Raw genomic sequence first — 17,231 nt, 5'->3', positions numbered from 1 at the left:
ATATGTCCCGAAAAGACCTTGCCAATGCGATTCGCGCGCTCAGTATGGATGCGGTACAAAAAGCCAATTCTGGTCATCCCGGCGCGCCGATGGGCATGGCTGATATTGCCGAAGTGCTGTGGAACGATTTTCTTAAACATAACCCCACCGATCCAACCTGGTATGATCGCGACCGCTTTATTCTCTCCAACGGTCACGCGTCGATGCTGCTCTACAGTTTGCTTCATCTGACCGGTTACGACCTGCCGCTGGAAGAGCTGAAGAACTTCCGTCAGTTGCATTCGAAAACCCCTGGTCACCCGGAGATTGGCTATACGCCTGGTGTTGAAACCACCACCGGTCCACTTGGACAAGGTTTGGCGAACGCGGTCGGACTGGCGATTGCAGAACGTACACTAGCGGCGCAGTTTAACCAGCCGGATCATGAAATTATCGATCACTTCACCTATGTGTTTATGGGCGACGGCTGCCTGATGGAAGGTATTTCTCACGAAGTCTGTTCGCTGGCGGGCACGCTGGGGCTGGGCAAGCTGATTGGTTTTTACGATCACAATGGTATTTCCATCGACGGTGAAACCGAAGGCTGGTTTACCGACGATACGGCAAAACGTTTTGAAGCCTATCACTGGCATGTGATCCATGAAATCGACGGTCACGATCCGCAGGCGGTGAAGGAAGCGATTCTTGAAGCGCAAAGCGTAAAAGATAAGCCGTCGTTGATTATCTGCCGTACGGTTATTGGCTTTGGTTCACCCAATAAAGCGGGTAAAGAAGAGGCCCACGGTGCACCGCTGGGTGAAGAAGAGGTGGCGCTGGCACGACAGAAACTGGGCTGGCACCATCCGCCATTTGAGATCCCCAAAGAGATTTATCACGCCTGGGACGCTCGCGAAAAAGGCGAAAAAGCACAGCAGAGCTGGAATGAGAAGTTTGCCGCGTATAAAAAGGCTCATCCGCAACTGGCAGAAGAGTTTACTCGCCGGATGAGCGGTGGTTTACCAAAAGACTGGGAAAAAACGACGCAGAAATATATCAATGAGTTGCAGGCGAATCCGGCGAAAATCGCTACTCGTAAGGCTTCGCAAAATACGCTTAACGCTTACGGGCCCATGCTGCCAGAGCTGCTTGGCGGTTCGGCGGATCTGGCTCCCAGCAACCTCACCATCTGGAAAGGTTCTGTGTCGCTGAAGGAAGATCCAGCGGGGAATTATATTCACTACGGGGTACGTGAATTTGGCATGACCGCCATCGCCAACGGCATCGCGCACCACGGCGGCTTTGTGCCGTATACCGCGACGTTCCTGATGTTTGTTGAATACGCCCGTAACGCCGCGCGGATGGCGGCACTGATGAAAGCGCGGCAAATTATGGTTTATACCCACGACTCAATTGGTCTGGGGGAGGATGGTCCGACGCACCAGGCGGTTGAACAACTTGCAAGTCTGCGCTTAACGCCGAATTTCAGCACCTGGCGACCGTGTGATCAGGTGGAAGCTGCGGTGGGCTGGAAGCTGGCGGTCGAGCGTCACAACGGGCCGACGGCGCTGATCCTCTCAAGACAGAATCTGGCCCAGGTGGAACGTACGCCAGATCAGGTAAAAGAGATTGCCCGCGGTGGTTATGTGTTGAAAGACAGCGGCGGCAAGCCGGATATTATTTTGATTGCCACTGGTTCAGAGATGGAAATCACCTTGCAAGCAGCGGAGAAATTAGCGGGAGAAGGTCGCAATGTACGCGTAGTTTCCCTGCCCTCGACCGATATTTTCGACGCCCAGGATGAGGAATATCGGGAGTCTGTGTTGCCTTCTAACGTTGCGGCTCGCGTGGCGGTGGAAGCAGGCATCGCCGATTACTGGTACAAATATGTTGGTCTGAAAGGGGCAATTGTCGGGATGACGGGTTATGGGGAATCTGCTCCTGCGGATAAGCTGTTCCCGTTCTTTGGCTTTACCGCCGAGAATATTGTGGCAAAAGCGCATAAGGTACTGGGAGTGAAAGGTGCCTGATGGTGATCGCCGGATGCTGATTGCCGGATGCTGATTGCCGGATGCGACGCTGACGCGTCTTATCCGGCCTACCGCGTCTTATCCGGCCTGGCGCATCTTATCAGGCTTACATGTCCCCGCTATTATGTTTAACGGGTGATCCACAACGTGGGCCAGGCGTCTGGTCCATGCCAGTTATCGCAGGTGGGTTCTGCAGCGTAACGCACCAGGCGAAAACGCTGACCGTCAAAGCGCCAGCGCGCCTGAATGCCACAATCGCTTAATCCTCGCCCTTTCGCTAAGGTCACCAGTTCACGCGATTTTTCATCGAATGTTGCGTTCATCAGTTCGAGTTCATTGGTCTCCTGACCGTTGTTGAACGGCAAACGCAACCGTACCGGGCGCGAGGCCAGTGGCTTTTTACGCGACACAATCCACGCAAGATCAATGGTGTTATACGCGCCTGCTTCACAGCTAATCATCATTAATGCTTTATCGTCGGTCAGCGCAGTCACATTCACTTCACGACGCAACGGATCAAGCGAACAGCGCAGACCATTCATCCGCCAGTTACCGTAATCCAGCAAATCGTTACGTTCTTCACGAGAAAGCGGAGTCGGCGTCGGGTTCACTACCGCGACCTCTTTTAGCGCAGGCGCTGGCGGTACGCTGAGCGGCGGTTCGTCCCCTTTCTTGATCCACGCGGTTTCACTGCCGAGGCGCTTTTGCTGGGCATCAATAAACAACAACGCTGCTTTTAAGCCACTCAGTGAAATGGTCTGATCGCCGTCGCGTAAGGTGATCGCTTTCCCTTCCTGAATCATCTGCAAAAACGCGGTGATGGTTGTCGTATCATCGGTTACTAATAACCATGGTGAAATCCGCCACGTGTTACCACTCAACGCCAACGGCTCGCCATCTAACAGCAGCCGTGGCGCTATCTCCCCTTCCGACGCATCCGGCGACTTCAACCCGCCGCGCTCAATACGTAAAACGGCATCGGTATGCGCCCCGGCGCTGCGGCTCAGGGTCATCACCAGTCCATTATGATTGCCCGTATTGCGCGCCACACAGAAATTTTGATTATTACAGGTGACCTGCCAGTCGGAAAATGCCCGTTGCGCTGGTGCCGCCCACACCAAAGACGTCGGCAATAAAGCGAAAAAAAAGAGAAGAAAAATGCGATAGCGCATGGACGGTACGACCCCAGAAGTTCAAACAAACAGCACAAGTCGTATCTTCGTTGCGCAGGTAGCGCGGCTCAATCGGATTTATCGGATTGAGCCAATAATAAACAACGAAATATTATTGTTATTTTTCAGTCCATTAAATGTGATGTTTGCAAATAGTTAAGCAATAACACCGTCTTACCGTCACGTATCTCGCCGGTTTTGATCATCTCCAGCGCCTGGCTGAACGGCAGCTCGAGCACTTCAATATCTTCATCTTCGACACCACCGCCCGCATTAGCGCGCTGGCTGTCACTGTATTCGGCGATAAAAAAGTGGATTAGCTCAGTCACACCGCCTGGCGACATATACAGTTCAAATAATTTGCGCACTTCGCCAACTTCATAACCCGTCTCTTCAATCGCTTCTTTACGAATACACACTTCCGGTTCGTCGTTATCCAGCAGCCCGGCGCAGGTTTCAATCAGCTGCCCGCTTTCATTGCCATTAACCCAGGTAGCGACGCGGAACTGACGAATCAGAACCACGGTCTTTTTCTTCGCGTTGTACAGGAGGATCGTTGCACCATTACCGCGATCGTAAACTTCACGTTTATGGCGGATAACTTCGCCATCTTTTCGCGTGAGATCGTAAGTTATGTTGTGCAGGGTGAAATAGTTATCGGAGAGAATTTTGTCTTTGATGAGGGTGATTTGTTGCGTCATACCGACTCCACAGCGCGAAATGAACAATTATCTTACGCTGTGAAGCCGGATTTGTCTGCGCAGGCTATTAGTGAGATTTGACTGATTTTACCCCCAGCCAGTCAATGATCCCCTGTGCCGCATGACGTCCTTCTGCCATTGCGGTAACCACCAGATCCGCACCACGCACGGCATCGCCACCTGCGAAGATTTTCGGATTCGTGGTCTGGTAACGGTACTGGCTTTCAACGTCCGCTACGATGCGGCCCCATTTATCCACCGTTACACCGTGCGACTCCAGCCACGGCATACCATGAGGATTAAAACCAAATGCCATGATCACCGCATCGGCTGGCATCACAAACTCACTGCCTTCCACCGGCACCGGACGCCGACGCCCCTGGGCATCCGGCTCGCCAAGACGCGTACGCAGGAAACGAATTCCGCAAACATGACCTTGCTCATTCAGCTCAAGCGCCACCGGCTGGACGTTAAATTCGAAGTTTGCCCCCTCTTCGCGGGCGTTCTTCACCTCCTTCTTCGAGCCAGGCATGTTAGCTTCATCACGACGATAGGCACAGGTGACGTTACTCGCGCCATGGCGCAGCGCGGTACGCACACAGTCCATCGCGGTGTCGCCACCGCCCAGTACCACGACATTGAGTCCGGCGGTATTGATAAACGGCTCTTCAGGTAACTCTTCAAGTCCCATCACCTGTTTAGTGTTGGCGATGAGGAATGGCAGCGCGTCATAAACGCCCGGCGCATCTTCATTAGGTAAACCCGCTTTCATGGAACGGTAAGTGCCTACGCCAACGAAGACCGCGTCGTATTGTTCCAAAAGCGAATCCAAAGTGACATCTTTACCCACTTCACAATTGAGTTCGAAGTGAATCCCCATCGCGCTGAAGATTTCCCGGCGACGCGCCAGCAGGGACTTATCCAGTTTGAAAGAAGGAATGCCGAAGGTGAGCAGGCCACCGATTTCTGGATGGCGATCGTACACCGTCACCTCCACGCCATTGCGGATCAGAACATCCGCACAGGCTAGCCCTGCCGGACCTGCACCGATAATCGCCACCCGCTTATCCACTTTGGTGACATGGCTTAAGTCAGGACGCCAACCTTTCGCCAACGCCTGATCCGAAATGTAGCGTTCGATGTTGCCGATAGTTACCGCTCCGTGCTCATCGCGAATGGTGCAGGCTCCTTCGCACAGACGGTCTTGCGGACAAACGCGTCCGGTAATTTCTGGCAGGGTGTTGGTCTGGTGAGAAAGCTCGACGGCGGCGTCGATATTTCCGGCTTTCACCAGCTCTATCCACTGCGGAATGTGGTTATGCAGAGGGCAGGTCCATTCACAAACGCTGTGCTCGCCGCACTTCAGGCAACGCGAGGCTTCCCGTTGTGCCTGGTCGGCGCGAAATGGCAGATAAATTTCATCAAAACCAGTTTTGCGCGCTTCAATCGCCAGTTTATCCGGCTCGCCTCGCGCGGGGGTTGCCTGCATTTGCTCGACTTTACTCATCGCCGGCATTTCTGGTGCCCCAGTACTGGCATGCCACGGTTGATGCCCCTGACGTGCGGTGCGCAGGCGGCGAGATTTCGCTATGCCGGAAAGTGCGGCGTCAGTGACCAGTTGCAGAGCGTCCGCCGGACAATTCTCGACACAGGCAGGACCGCTTTCGCGACCTGCACAAAGGTCGCATTTATGCGCCGTGGCTTTAACTTTGCCTGCCGCGACGGGTGTCAGGACGATTTGCATCGTACCAAATGGACAAGCTACCACGCAGGATTTACAGCCAATACACTTTTGCTGATTGACCTGAATGCTGTCATCAACATGGCTGATCGCGCCATTAGGGCAACTACGGGCGCAGGGCGCATCTTCGCAATGGTGACAGGTCACCGCACTACGTTGCTGCTGATGTTTGATAACCGTAATTCGGGGATGAAAATGGTGTTGGCTCAGGACATGTTGCTCATCATTGTGAGCCATGACACAGGCGATTTCACAAGCATGACAACCCAGACATTGCTGACTGTTGGCCATAATAAAACGATTCATAACGACCTTCTTTTTTGGTTGTAAAAACCTTATTCTTTATATGAGTGTTGTTATTACCCGACTTACAGGGGAATCGGCAATGTTCATGTGCCCAGAATAAGTCACTATTTCGCTATAAACTGTGGCAGATCAAATAATCCCATCACTGATTAAATTGCATTTCAGCAAACTGGAACATTAATGATTTTATGTGGAGAAGACGCGTGTGATTGTTAAACGCCCCGTTTCGGCCAGTCTGGCCCGGGCCTTTTTTTACATTGTGCTGCTGTCGATTCTTTCCACGGGTATCGCTCTGCTAACGCTGGCGAGCAGTTTGCGCGACGCTGAGGCTATCAATATTGCCGGATCGTTGCGTATGCAGAGTTACCGCCTGGGCTACGACTTGCAAAGCGGCAGTCCACAACTCAATGCGCATCGCCAGCTGTTCCAACAGGCACTGCACTCACCGGTGTTAACCAATCTCAACGTCTGGTATGTGCCAGAGGCAGTAAAAACCCGTTATGCGCATCTGAATGCCAACTGGCTGGAGATGAATAATCGGCTCAGCAAGGGCGATTTGCCGTGGTATCAGGCCAATATTAATAATTATGTTAATCAGATAGACCTGTTCGTGCTGGCTTTACAGCACTACGCCGAACGCAAAATGCTGCTGGTGGTGGCGATCTCCCTGGCTGGCGGCATCGGTATTTTCACGCTGGTCTTTTTTACTCTGCGCCGCATACGCCATCAGGTGGTTGCCCCGCTGAATCAGCTGGTTACCGCCAGTCAGCGTATTGAACACGGCCAGTTCGATTCGCCGCCGCTGGATACCAGTCTGCCCAATGAGCTGGGACTGTTGGCCAAAACCTTTAACCAGATGTCGAGCGAGCTGCATAAATTGTATCGTTCGCTGGAAGCGTCAGTAGAAGAAAAAACCCGTGATCTCCACGAGGCCAAGCGTCGCCTGGAGGTGTTGTATCAGTGTTCGCAGGCGCTGAACACCAGCCAGATAGATGTGCATTGTTTCCGCCATATTTTGCAGATTGTTCGCGACAATGAAGCGGCTGAATATCTGGAGTTGAATGTCGGTGAAAACTGGCGGATTAGTGAAGGGAAACCAAACCCCGAATTGCCGATGCAGATTTTACCGGTAACGATGCAAGAGACGGTTTACGGCGAACTGCACTGGCAAAATAGCCACGTGTCATCATCAGAACCGCTGCTTAACAGCGTTTCGTCGATGCTGGGGCGCGGTTTGTACTTTAATCAGGCGCAGAAGCATTTTCAGCAGTTACTGTTGATGGAAGAACGTGCCACCATCGCACGGGAATTACATGATTCGCTGGCCCAGGTGCTTTCTTACTTACGTATCCAGTTGACGTTACTTAAACGTTCGATACCGGAAGATAACGCCACCGCACAAAATATCATGGCCGATTTCTCCCAGGCATTGAATGATGCTTATCGACAGTTACGCGAGCTGTTGACCACGTTCCGCCTGACGCTGCAGCAAGCGGATCTTCCCTCCGCGTTGCGGGAAATGCTGGATACGTTACAAAATCAAACCAGCGCAAAACTGACTCTCGACTGCCGTCTGCCAACACTGGCGCTGGATGCGCAAATGCAGGTGCATTTGTTGCAAATTATTCGCGAAGCGGTACTCAATGCGATGAAGCACGCCAACGCCAGCGAAATTGCCGTCAGCTGCGTCACCGCGCCGGACGGCAATCACACAGTCTATATCCGTGATAACGGGATTGGCATCGGAGAACCGAAAGAACCCGAAGGTCACTATGGTCTGAATATTATGCGCGAACGCGCGGAACGACTGGGTGGAACGCTGACTTTTTCACAACCTTCCGGTGGCGGCACGTTAGTGAGTATTAGCTTTCGCTCTGCGGAGGGTGAGGAAAGCCAGCTAATGTAATGCCACCTACTGACCAAAGAATACTTGCACTTAAGGTTCAGTATAAAAGGGCATGATAATTTACATTAACTCCTTTTTTTCTCCACGATTGGTCCGTACCTTGCCGCTACAGTGAAGCAAGGCATGCCAACAACAATACGCAGAAACACGAGGTCCTCTTTTAATGGCGAATTTCTTTATTGATCGCCCCATTTTTGCCTGGGTGCTGGCAATCCTGTTGTGTCTGACAGGAACCCTGGCGATTTTCTCATTGCCCGTTGAACAATACCCGGATCTTGCACCGCCTAATGTGCGAGTAACCGCTAACTATCCCGGCGCATCGGCTCAGACGCTGGAAAACACCGTGACCCAGGTTATCGAGCAAAATATGACCGGCCTCGATAATCTCATGTATATGTCGTCTCAAAGCAGTGGCACCGGTCAGGCATCTGTCACCTTAAGTTTTAAAGCGGGCACCGATCCGGACGAAGCAGTGCAGCAAGTACAAAACCAGCTGCAATCAGCCATGCGAAAGTTGCCGCAGGCGGTGCAAAATCAGGGCGTGACGGTGCGTAAAACCGGCGATACCAACATTCTTACCATTGCCTTCGTCTCTACCGATGGTTCGATGGATAAGCAGGATATTGCCGATTACGTTGCCAGTAATATTCAGGACCCATTAAGCCGCGTGAATGGCGTCGGGGATATCGATGCCTATGGTTCGCAATATTCAATGCGTATCTGGCTGGACCCGGCGAAACTCAACAGTTTTCAGATGACGGCTAAAGATGTCACTGATGCCATTGAGTCACAGAACGCGCAGATTGCGGTTGGGCAACTTGGTGGTACGCCTTCCGTCGATAAGCAGGCGCTCAACGCCACCATTAACGCCCAGTCACTGCTGCAAACACCAGAACAGTTCCGCGATATCACCTTACGGGTGAATCAGGACGGCTCAGAAGTAAGGCTGGGCGATGTCGCCACCGTCGAAATGGGGGCAGAGAAATACGATTATCTCAGCCGCTTCAACGGTAAGCCAGCCTCCGGGCTGGGGGTAAAACTGGCCTCCGGCGCGAACGAAATGGCAACAGCGGAGCTGGTACTCAATCGTCTCGACGAACTGGCACAGTACTTCCCACACGGACTGGAATACAAGGTGGCATATGAAACCACCTCATTTGTTAAAGCCTCCATTGAAGACGTGGTGAAAACGCTGCTGGAAGCTATCGCCCTGGTTTTCCTCGTTATGTATCTGTTCTTGCAAAACTTCCGTGCCACGCTGATACCCACTATCGCCGTGCCGGTGGTGTTGATGGGAACCTTCTCCGTACTTTACGCCTTCGGTTACAGCGTCAACACCTTAACCATGTTCGCGATGGTGCTGGCGATCGGTCTGCTGGTGGATGACGCCATCGTGGTGGTGGAAAACGTCGAACGTATTATGAGTGAGGAAGGACTCACTCCTCGCGAAGCCACACGTAAATCGATGGGGCAGATCCAGGGGGCACTGGTCGGGATTGCGATGGTGCTGTCGGCGGTATTTGTGCCAATGGCCTTCTTCGGTGGCACCACCGGAGCTATCTATCGCCAGTTCTCTATTACCATTGTTGCGGCGATGGTGCTGTCAGTACTGGTAGCGATGATCCTCACTCCGGCTCTGTGCGCCACGCTACTTAAGCCGCTGAAAAAAGGTGAGCATCACGGGCAAAAAGGCTTTTTTGCCTGGTTTAACCAGATGTTTAATCGTAACGCCGAACGCTACGAAAAAGGGGTAGCAAAAATTCTCCACCGTAGCCTGCGCTGGATTGTGATTTATGTCCTTCTGCTTGGCGGCATGGTGTTCCTGTTCCTGCGTTTGCCGACGTCGTTCTTGCCGCTGGAAGACCGTGGCATGTTTACTACCTCGGTACAGTTGCCCAGCGGTTCAACCCAACAACAGACCCTGAAAGTCGTTGAGCAAATCGAGAAATATTACTTCACCCATGAAAAAGACAACATCATGTCGGTATTTGCCACCGTTGGTTCTGGCCCTGGGGGTAACGGGCAAAACGTGGCGCGAATGTTTATCCGCCTGAAAGACTGGAGCGAACGCGACAGTAAGACCGGCACCTCGTTTGCCATTATCGAACGTGCAACGAAGGAATTTAATAAGATTAAAGAAGCTCGCGTTATCGCCAGCAGCCCGCCAGCAATTAGCGGCCTTGGCAGTTCTGCGGGTTTTGATATGGAGTTGCAGGACCACGCTGGTGCGGGTCACGATGCGCTGATGGCAGCACGTAACCAGTTGCTGGCTCTGGCGGCGGAAAATCCGGAGTTAACCCGTGTACGCCATAACGGCCTCGACGACAGTCCGCAGTTGCAGATTGATATCGATCAGCGTAAAGCTCAGGCGCTGGGCGTTGCTATCGACGATATTAACGACACGCTGCAAACCGCGTGGGGTTCGAGCTATGTGAATGACTTTATGGATCGCGGTCGCGTGAAGAAAGTCTATGTGCAGGCCGCTGCGCCATATCGCATGCTGCCAGATGACATCAATCTCTGGTATGTACGAAATAAAGATGGTGGCATGGTCCCCTTCTCTGCTTTCGCGACCTCACGCTGGGAAACAGGCTCGCCGCGTCTGGAACGCTATAACGGTTATTCAGCGGTAGAGATTGTCGGGGAAGCCGCACCGGGGGTCAGCACCGGTACGGCGATGGATATTATGGAATCGTTAGTGAAGCAGTTGCCAAGCGGCTTTGGTCTGGAATGGACGGCGATGTCGTATCAGGAGCGACTCTCCGGCGCGCAGGCTCCGGCGCTGTATGCCATTTCATTGCTGGTGGTATTCCTGTGTCTGGCGGCGCTGTATGAAAGCTGGTCAGTGCCGTTCTCAGTAATGCTGGTCGTGCCGCTGGGCGTTATCGGCGCGCTGCTGGCAACCTGGCTGCGCGGGCTGGAAAACGACGTTTACTTCCAGGTAGGCCTGTTAACGGTAATTGGTTTATCGGCGAAAAACGCCATCCTTATCGTCGAGTTTGCTAACGAGATGAACCAAAAAGGTCACGACCTGTTTGAAGCGACGCTCCACGCCTGCCGTCAGCGTTTACGTCCGATTCTGATGACCTCTCTGGCCTTTATCTTCGGCGTATTGCCAATGGCAACCAGCACAGGGGCCGGTTCCGGTGGCCAGCATGCGGTGGGTACTGGCGTAATGGGCGGGATGATTTCGGCCACGATTCTGGCTATTTACTTCGTGCCGCTGTTCTTTGTGCTGGTGCGCCGCCGCTTCCCGCTGAAGCCACGCCCGGAATAAGCAATTAAAAAGGCGACATACCAATGTGTCGCCTTTTTCAACTTTCCGATAAAGAACCTGTTCAGCAGGTACTTTCTGTTTGTACTTTGTCTCAGGAATTACTTACGAAGCATAACTTCGATAAAGTCTTTCCAGTTCCCCAGTTCACGTTCAATCATAACAACCTCTCTTATAATTATGGGTATTCTACGGAAACAATATACCGTGGTGAAGCTAATTTACTCGATTGCTGCGATGACTACCTCCGGGGGACAAACTTTATGTAAATACTATGGTCCTGCAGCAATGATTTGTATGTGATACACAGCAACATTTCGAGATATTCATACGGAATCTAGTACTGGTTTAATTCTGTTTAAAATACAGGCAGATAACAAGGTGAATATTCTTAATGCTTACGTTAAAAATGTTTAATATTATTTAATAGTTGTTAATTTGAATACTTCGATAATGTTATATTTCTTGATAATCATTTGCAGGCAAAATGTTTTCACCCTTAAATGAGTATTTATTCTCATAAATCGAAAAAGGATTCATTATGGTTACACTTTACGGCATCAAAAATTGTGACACCATTAAAAAGGCTCGCCGTTGGCTGGAAGCCAATAACATCGCCTATCGTTTTCATGATTACCGCATTGATGGGCTGGACAGCGGATTATTGAACGGTTTTATCAACGAATTAGGCTGGCAAGCGTTACTCAATACCCGTGGTACAACCTGGCGTAAACTGGATGAAACCACCCGCAATAAAATCACCGATGCGGCCTCTGCGGCGGCATTAATGACTGAAATGCCTGCAATTATCAAACGCCCATTGCTCTGTGCGCCCGGGAAGCCTATGCTGCTGGGTTTCAGTGATTCCAGTTATCAGCAATTTTTCCATGAGGTGTAGTCTATGTCGTGCCCGGTTATTGAGCTGACCCAGCAGCTTATTCGCCGCCCATCCTTAAGCCCTGATGATGCGGGATGTCAGGCAATCATGATCGAACGTCTGCAGGCGATCGGTTTTACCGTTGAACGCATGGACTTTGCCGATACGCAAAACTTTTGGGCGTGGCGTGGGCAGGGCGAAACGTTAGCCTTTGCCGGGCATACCGATGTGGTACCGCCTGGCGACGCCGACCGTTGGATTAATCCGCCGTTTGAACCAACCATTCGTGACGGCATGTTGTTCGGGCGTGGTGCGGCAGATATGAAAGGCTCACTGGCGGCGATGGTGGTAGCAGCAGAACGTTTTGTCGCGCAACATCCCAACCATACAGGCCGACTGGCATTTCTGATCACTTCTGATGAAGAAGCCAGTGCCCACAACGGTACGGTAAAAGTCGTCGAAGCGTTAATGGCGCGTAATGAGCGTCTCGATTACTGCCTGGTCGGCGAACCATCGAGCATCGAAGTGGTTGGTGACGTGGTGAAAAATGGTCGTCGCGGATCGTTAACCTGCAACCTCACCATTCATGGCGTGCAGGGGCATGTAGCCTACCCGCATCTGGCTGACAACCCGGTACATCGCGCAGCACCTTTCCTAAATGAGCTAGTGGCTATCGAGTGGGATCAGGGTAATGAATTTTTCCCGGCGACCAGTATGCAGATTGCCAATATTCAGGCGGGAACGGGCAGTAACAACGTTATTCCGGGTGAACTGTTTGTGCAGTTTAACTTCCGCTTCAGCACCGAACTGACTGATGAAATGATCAAAGCGCAGGTGATTGCCCTGCTTGAAAAACATCAACTGCGTTATACGGTGGATTGGTGGCTTTCCGGGCAGCCATTTTTGACCGCGCGCGGCAAACTGGTGGATGCGGTCGTTAACGCGGTTGAGCACTATAATGAAATTAAACCGCAGCTACTGACCACAGGCGGAACGTCTGACGGGCGCTTTATTGCCCGCATGGGGGCGCAGGTGGTGGAACTCGGGCCGGTCAATGCCACTATTCATAAAATTAATGAATGTGTGAACGCTGCCGACCTGCAGCTACTTGCCCGTATGTATCAACGTATCATGGAACAGCTCGTCGCCTGATGAGTGGTTCTGCAAGAGGAAATAAGCATGGACTGGCTGGCTAAATATTGGTGGATTCTGGTGATTGTCTTTTTGGTAGGCGTCCTGCTGAACGTGATTAAAGATCTCAAGCGCGTCGACCATAAGAAATTTCTCGCCAACAAACCGGAGCTTCCCCCGCATCGTGATTTCAACGATAAGTGGGACGATGACGATGACTGGCCGAAAAAGGATCAACCGAAGAAGTAAGCTAAGTGGCCGGATAAGGCGTTAATGCCGCATCCGGCAATGGTGAACGATGCCTGATGCGACGCTCACGCGTCTTATCAGGCCTACCAGGCTATTATTGCATCATTTCAATTACATCATCATCGCCAGGTTTGCCACCACTTAGCGCTTCGTCGAAATAATGTTTCGGAATGGTATAACGCAAGTGATCCAGGGCAAATTGCATACTGCGATTGTCGATTGCATGGCCTAAATCCTCTACAATATCCAGCGTCACATCACCACCTGCACTGATTAACGCTTCCTGCGCCGCAACCGCATGCGCCAGATCGATAACCGGATCTTCACCGCCATGAATCAAGTGAATTGTCGTGGCTGTAGACGCGGTTTCTGGCAAGCTGGCATAACGTCCGTTAAAGGCAATGACGCGCGAAGCAAGACCCGGTTCGGCTTTAATGCTCTCCAGCGCCATAATCGCGCCTTGTGAGAAACCGATTAGCGCCGTGGCGTTTGCCCCTACTCCGCTCTGTTTCTGCCAGTAGCGCACCGTCTCAATAAACGTCGGCATGATGGCATCCACACGCGCCTGGCGATTATCTTCCGTAATACCCTGCACCGAAAACCACTGACGCCCCGCCGGATTACCGCTCGGCTCCGCGCCACCGACGCTCACCACCAGTGCATCAGGAAACAGCGGCGCAAACCAGCTGCCGATCTCACCCATCGCTACCGGGTTATCCCCGACACCGTGGAAAAGCAGTAACAACTGTTGTGCAGGTTTATCCGGGCTTTGAACAACAAAATGGTCATGTTTCATGGCGAACTCCTTAACTGATGTCATTAATTTTACGCCGCTGACTCACAATGACCATGGGAGAAAATTGAAGGAGTCAGTGAAAAAATTACCATTGCGTTATGCGATCGCGCAAACGCTCAGTGCGAACATCATCAAGTGCGTATAGCGCCTGCGCGGCTTCTTCGCGTTGACGGACCAGTAACAGCTTACGGCCTGAAAGTTTAAGTGTGGTACATAACTGCGCGTCACTGGCGTTTTTCTGTAAACGACCACGCAGCGCCGGTAATGCCAGTTCACTGGTTTGTAGCAGACGCGTTAAGCAACCTAACGACGTTAATAGCGGACGATGAGCGAAAGCAAAACCGGCCAGTTCAAGCCAGTCGTCCTCAGAAAGGACGGCATCATTTCGTGGATCGACGGGGAGCCTTTCGCCATTCCACTGCGTGAGAGCATGCGCATCGCGACGTAAACGGTAATGCTCACGTTCAGCCAGTTGTTTACCCGCATCACTCATCGGTAACAGTGCCATCGCCGTATAGCAACCGCTGCTGGCTTCACGATGATTACCCATTCGCACCAGCACAAAACCGCAGCGTTGCCAGAAACGCCATAACTCCTCGGTGTAGCCAAAACTCACCGAAAGATAGTCGAGGTCATGCGTATAGTTTAAAGCACGGGCAATAAGCTGTTGCCCAACGCCTTCACGCTGACGAGCTGGATGAACTGCTATCCTGCTGACCCGCCGTCCGCGCAATGTCGCTGCCAGTGGATTGCTGCCGTGCGCCGCCAGCGACTGGGCTACCAGATTACCCCGCGGGCGACGAAAACCTGCCCATACCGCCTGGCTGAGTTCTTGAGATAATCCGCCCTCCTCGACCAGCCACAGCGCCCCGGCGATCTCGTTTTCGCCAGCCGCCTGGAAAAAATGTTGCCCAGGTACATCCATCATGCGGCGTAAATCCAGCGGCGAGGTCCGGTAGTGCGCGCCAGACAATAGCTGATATACCTTTAACGGTGTATCCGGATCGCTTCGCCATAAGGTCTGTTCAAAAGCGGAAATGACGATGTCACCTTGTGGTTCGTGAGTGAAGTTTTCATCGTCAAAAACCAGTGCCTCGCTGACCATTTTTTCCAGCGGGCATCCCTGCGCCCAGCGGATCGGCTGTTGCAATTCGAAACGGTGTAAATGCGGGAAACGCGCACAAAATTTCAGCAAAAAACCACGTCCGGTACCTTCGTAGCCCTGCACCGTAGTGGTTAACAACGTTCGAGGAAAACGCGACACCAGTTGATGCAACAACGGCGCAGGTATGGCTGCGGCTTCATCGACCACCAGCCAGTCGGCTTGCTCATCGCTGGCTAACAAGGCATCCGGCGCAATAAAGCGAAACTTTTCGCCCGCAAATTGTGCCAGTACATCCGTTGCCGCTTTTGCAGGCGCGGTGACAATCGCACTGCCCGCAATACGAGAAATGAGTTGCCCTGCCAGCGCCGACTTACCGCGCCCACGCGCAGCAGTTACCGCCGCCACGCCCGTCGGCATGGTGAGTAGCTGCTGTAAGAGTTGCTGTTGTTCTGGTTGTGGTGCGCCGGTCGCGGGGTGCCAGTCAGTACGGGGAGCAAAATGCGTCAACGTGAATGGCTGGTTTTGCCGCCAGAGGATAGCGCCGTGATCCGCCGTAAGTACGCGTTTGAGGTGCCGGACAAAATGCGGCGTGGCAATAGGGTCAAGGCAATCACTCCAGCGCAGCGAGTCGGCATCCGGTTGGTTTTCCCACTCTTCCCATACAGGGAGTAACAACACCAGCCAGCTTCCCGCTTTCAACGTTCCGCTAAGTGCCGCAAAGGCAGCGGCATCAAAGCCCTGGCGGGCGTCGAATATCGCATGCCGGAACTCGCGTCCAAGTAAAGTTTGTAGCGCCGAGGGAGTACAGTGGTTTTCAGCGACTGGCTGCGGTGAAACCCACAACCAGTCGCCAGGTAAAGCATCACGCAACTTAAGCGCAAGGTTAAAGCACCAACGTTCTTCCCCGCTCAACACCAGCAAGCGGCGGATCCCTTCACGTTTCATTTGCGCTGTTAATGGGTGAAGTGCAGTCAGTTCAGCCATCCCTGTCCCGAAAGTTAAATGCTTTTACCAAAAGTATTGCATTGTGCCGGATCGCCGCTGTCGAAACCACGTTTAAACCAGCTGTAGCGTTGCTGAGAAGTGCCATGAGTGAAACTGTCTGGTACGACTCGCCCCTGACTTTGCTGCTGTAAACGGTCATCGCCGATGGCCTGCGCCGCGTTCAGCGCTTCTTCCAGATCGCCGGTTTCCAGAACGCCTTGCTGCTGCATGCTATGCCCCCAGACACCGGCAAAACAGTCGGCCTGGAGTTCCATACGCACAGATAAGCGGTTCACTTCCGCCTGCGTCGCGTTTTGTTGCAGTTGACGGACTTTCGGCTCGATGCCTAACAGTTTCTGCACATGATGACCGACTTCATGGGCGATAACGTACCCCTGGGCAAAATCGCCATCCGCGCCAAGTTTGTCTTTCATGTCATCATAGAAGGAGAGATCGATATAAACTGTGCCATCCGCCGGGCAATAGAATGGCCCCATTATGGACTGGCCCGCCCCGCAGCCGGTACGCGTCATTCCACGGTACATGACCAGCTTCGGTTGCTGATAGGTTTTACCCATCTTCTCGAATTGCTGTCCCCAGGTGTCTTCCGTGGTTGCCAGAATCACCGAGGTGAATTTTGCGGCTTCGTCTTCATTAGGGCTAATTGACCGCGTTGATTGTTGTTGGGAAACCGGCTGTCCGGTCATCAATCCGGTTAAATCAACGCCATAGTAGCCTGCAACCAGCACGACTATCAGTAAAATCAGCCCGCCTTTACCGCTTGGCAGGCGAAAACCGGGACCGCCCATTGACGGACCACCGGAGCTATTGCGCCTGTCTTCAACATTGTCACTTTCACGTCGCCCTTGCCAACGCATAGATACCTCAACAATATATTCATTATAGAAATGATCGTAGGTGGTTCAGAGGAAGATTACCACAGGAAAGCGGGATGAAATGGCGGAGGAATGAGCGTTCAATGC

13 protein-coding genes are annotated in these 17,231 nt (G+C 52.5%); 6 read left to right on the top strand and 7 right to left on the bottom strand.

What is annotated here, in order from left to right:
* Positions 1-2: 2 nt before the first annotated feature.
* Positions 3-2,006: a transketolase gene (tkt, locus tag ATB02_RS09575; RefSeq protein WP_032184853.1), complete on the top strand. Its 2,004-nt coding sequence runs from the start codon at positions 3-5 to the stop codon at positions 2,004-2,006.
* 128 nt (positions 2,007-2,134) lie between these two features.
* Here tkt and ATB02_RS09570 read toward each other — a convergent pair whose 3' ends face one another.
* From ATB02_RS09570 to aegA, 3 genes are all read right to left on the bottom strand, one after another.
* On the bottom strand, positions 2,135-3,178 hold the full coding sequence (locus tag ATB02_RS09570) for a DUF1176 domain-containing protein (RefSeq protein WP_105271473.1): 1,044 nt from the start codon (positions 3,176-3,178) through the stop codon (positions 2,135-2,137).
* A 125-nt stretch (positions 3,179-3,303) separates the two neighbouring features.
* Positions 3,304-3,879 carry a GDP-mannose pyrophosphatase NudK gene (nudK, locus tag ATB02_RS09565; RefSeq protein WP_001330582.1) on the bottom strand — a complete coding sequence of 192 codons (576 nt, stop codon included), beginning with the start codon at positions 3,877-3,879 and terminating at the stop codon, positions 3,304-3,306.
* 67 nt (positions 3,880-3,946) lie between these two features.
* Positions 3,947-5,926, bottom strand: a complete 1,980-nt coding sequence (aegA, locus tag ATB02_RS09560; protein WP_105271472.1) for a formate-dependent uric acid utilization protein AegA — start codon at positions 5,924-5,926, stop codon at positions 3,947-3,949.
* Positions 5,927-6,131: 205 nt separating this feature from the next.
* Between aegA and narQ the strand changes: the two genes are divergently transcribed.
* Both narQ and acrD read left to right on the top strand, forming a co-directional pair.
* Positions 6,132-7,832, top strand: a complete 1,701-nt coding sequence (gene narQ / locus ATB02_RS09555) for a nitrate/nitrite two-component system sensor histidine kinase NarQ (RefSeq protein ID WP_001353046.1) — start codon at positions 6,132-6,134, stop codon at positions 7,830-7,832.
* A 163-nt stretch (positions 7,833-7,995) separates the two neighbouring features.
* The gene (gene acrD, locus ATB02_RS09550) at positions 7,996-11,109 is read left to right on the top strand and encodes a multidrug efflux RND transporter permease AcrD (RefSeq protein WP_001273157.1); all 3,114 of its coding nucleotides are present in this window, start codon (positions 7,996-7,998) and stop codon (positions 11,107-11,109) included.
* Positions 11,110-11,207: 98 nt separating this feature from the next.
* Here the strand turns inward: acrD and ypfM are convergent, their stop codons facing one another.
* Positions 11,208-11,267 (bottom strand): protein YpfM, encoded by a 60-nt coding sequence (ypfM, locus tag ATB02_RS09545; protein WP_001386977.1) that lies wholly within the window; start codon positions 11,265-11,267, stop codon positions 11,208-11,210.
* Between the two features lie 380 nt (positions 11,268-11,647).
* On the opposite strand from ypfM, the gene ATB02_RS09540 reads away from it, so the two are divergent.
* From ATB02_RS09540 to ATB02_RS09530, 3 genes are read left to right on the top strand one after another with little or no spacing between them, the layout of a single operon-like run.
* Entirely contained in the window at positions 11,648-12,004 is a 357-nt protein-coding gene (locus ATB02_RS09540) for an ArsC family reductase (RefSeq protein WP_000258228.1), read from the top strand.
* Between the two features lie 3 nt (positions 12,005-12,007).
* Positions 12,008-13,135: a succinyl-diaminopimelate desuccinylase gene (gene dapE, locus ATB02_RS09535; protein WP_105271471.1), complete on the top strand. Its 1,128-nt coding sequence runs from the start codon at positions 12,008-12,010 to the stop codon at positions 13,133-13,135.
* A gap of 27 nt (positions 13,136-13,162) precedes the next feature.
* Positions 13,163-13,363 carry a YpfN family protein gene (locus ATB02_RS09530; RefSeq protein WP_000383836.1) on the top strand — a complete coding sequence of 67 codons (201 nt, stop codon included), beginning with the start codon at positions 13,163-13,165 and terminating at the stop codon, positions 13,361-13,363.
* A gap of 94 nt (positions 13,364-13,457) precedes the next feature.
* On the opposite strand, the gene ypfH is transcribed toward ATB02_RS09530, so the two are convergent.
* The 3 genes from ypfH to ypfJ all read right to left on the bottom strand — a co-directional run bounded on the left by ypfH (position 13,458) and on the right by ypfJ (position 17,126).
* Positions 13,458-14,159, bottom strand: coding sequence for an esterase (ypfH, locus tag ATB02_RS09525; protein ID WP_000679813.1), 702 nt, complete (start codon positions 14,157-14,159; stop codon positions 13,458-13,460).
* 85 nt (positions 14,160-14,244) lie between these two features.
* Positions 14,245-16,248, bottom strand: a complete 2,004-nt coding sequence (gene tmcA / locus ATB02_RS09520) for a tRNA cytosine(34) acetyltransferase TmcA (RefSeq protein ID WP_105271470.1) — start codon at positions 16,246-16,248, stop codon at positions 14,245-14,247.
* A gap of 14 nt (positions 16,249-16,262) precedes the next feature.
* Entirely contained in the window at positions 16,263-17,126 is an 864-nt protein-coding gene (gene ypfJ, locus ATB02_RS09515; protein ID WP_001267498.1) for a KPN_02809 family neutral zinc metallopeptidase, read from the bottom strand.
* Positions 17,127-17,231: the final 105 nt, after the last annotated feature.

Origin of the sequence: Escherichia sp. MOD1-EC5189 (assembly GCF_002966045.1) — a bacterium.
Lineage (GTDB): Bacteria > Pseudomonadota > Gammaproteobacteria > Enterobacterales > Enterobacteriaceae > Escherichia > Escherichia coli_F.
This window is presented reverse-complemented; position numbering and strand designations above follow the sequence as displayed.

Bases quoted from the DNA above. Each gene is read 5' to 3' on its own strand.
- dapE (WP_105271471.1), top strand. From the start codon at position 12,008: ATGTCGTGCCCGGTTATTGAGCTGACCCAGCAGCTTATTCGCCGCCCA.
- ATB02_RS09570 (WP_105271473.1), bottom strand. From the start codon at position 3,178: ATGCGCTATCGCATTTTTCTTCTCTTTTTTTTCGCTTTATTGCCGACG.
- ATB02_RS09530 (WP_000383836.1), top strand. From the start codon at position 13,163: ATGGACTGGCTGGCTAAATATTGGTGGATTCTGGTGATTGTCTTTTTG.
- tmcA (WP_105271470.1), bottom strand. From the start codon at position 16,248: ATGGCTGAACTGACTGCACTTCACCCATTAACAGCGCAAATGAAACGT.
- ypfH (WP_000679813.1), bottom strand. From the start codon at position 14,159: ATGAAACATGACCATTTTGTTGTTCAAAGCCCGGATAAACCTGCACAA.
- acrD (WP_001273157.1), top strand. From the start codon at position 7,996: ATGGCGAATTTCTTTATTGATCGCCCCATTTTTGCCTGGGTGCTGGCA.
- tkt (WP_032184853.1), top strand. From the start codon at position 3: ATGTCCCGAAAAGACCTTGCCAATGCGATTCGCGCGCTCAGTATGGAT.
- nudK (WP_001330582.1), bottom strand. From the start codon at position 3,879: ATGACGCAACAAATCACCCTCATCAAAGACAAAATTCTCTCCGATAAC.
- ypfJ (WP_001267498.1), bottom strand. From the start codon at position 17,126: ATGCGTTGGCAAGGGCGACGTGAAAGTGACAATGTTGAAGACAGGCGC.
- aegA (WP_105271472.1), bottom strand. From the start codon at position 5,926: ATGAATCGTTTTATTATGGCCAACAGTCAGCAATGTCTGGGTTGTCAT.
- ATB02_RS09540 (WP_000258228.1), top strand. From the start codon at position 11,648: ATGGTTACACTTTACGGCATCAAAAATTGTGACACCATTAAAAAGGCT.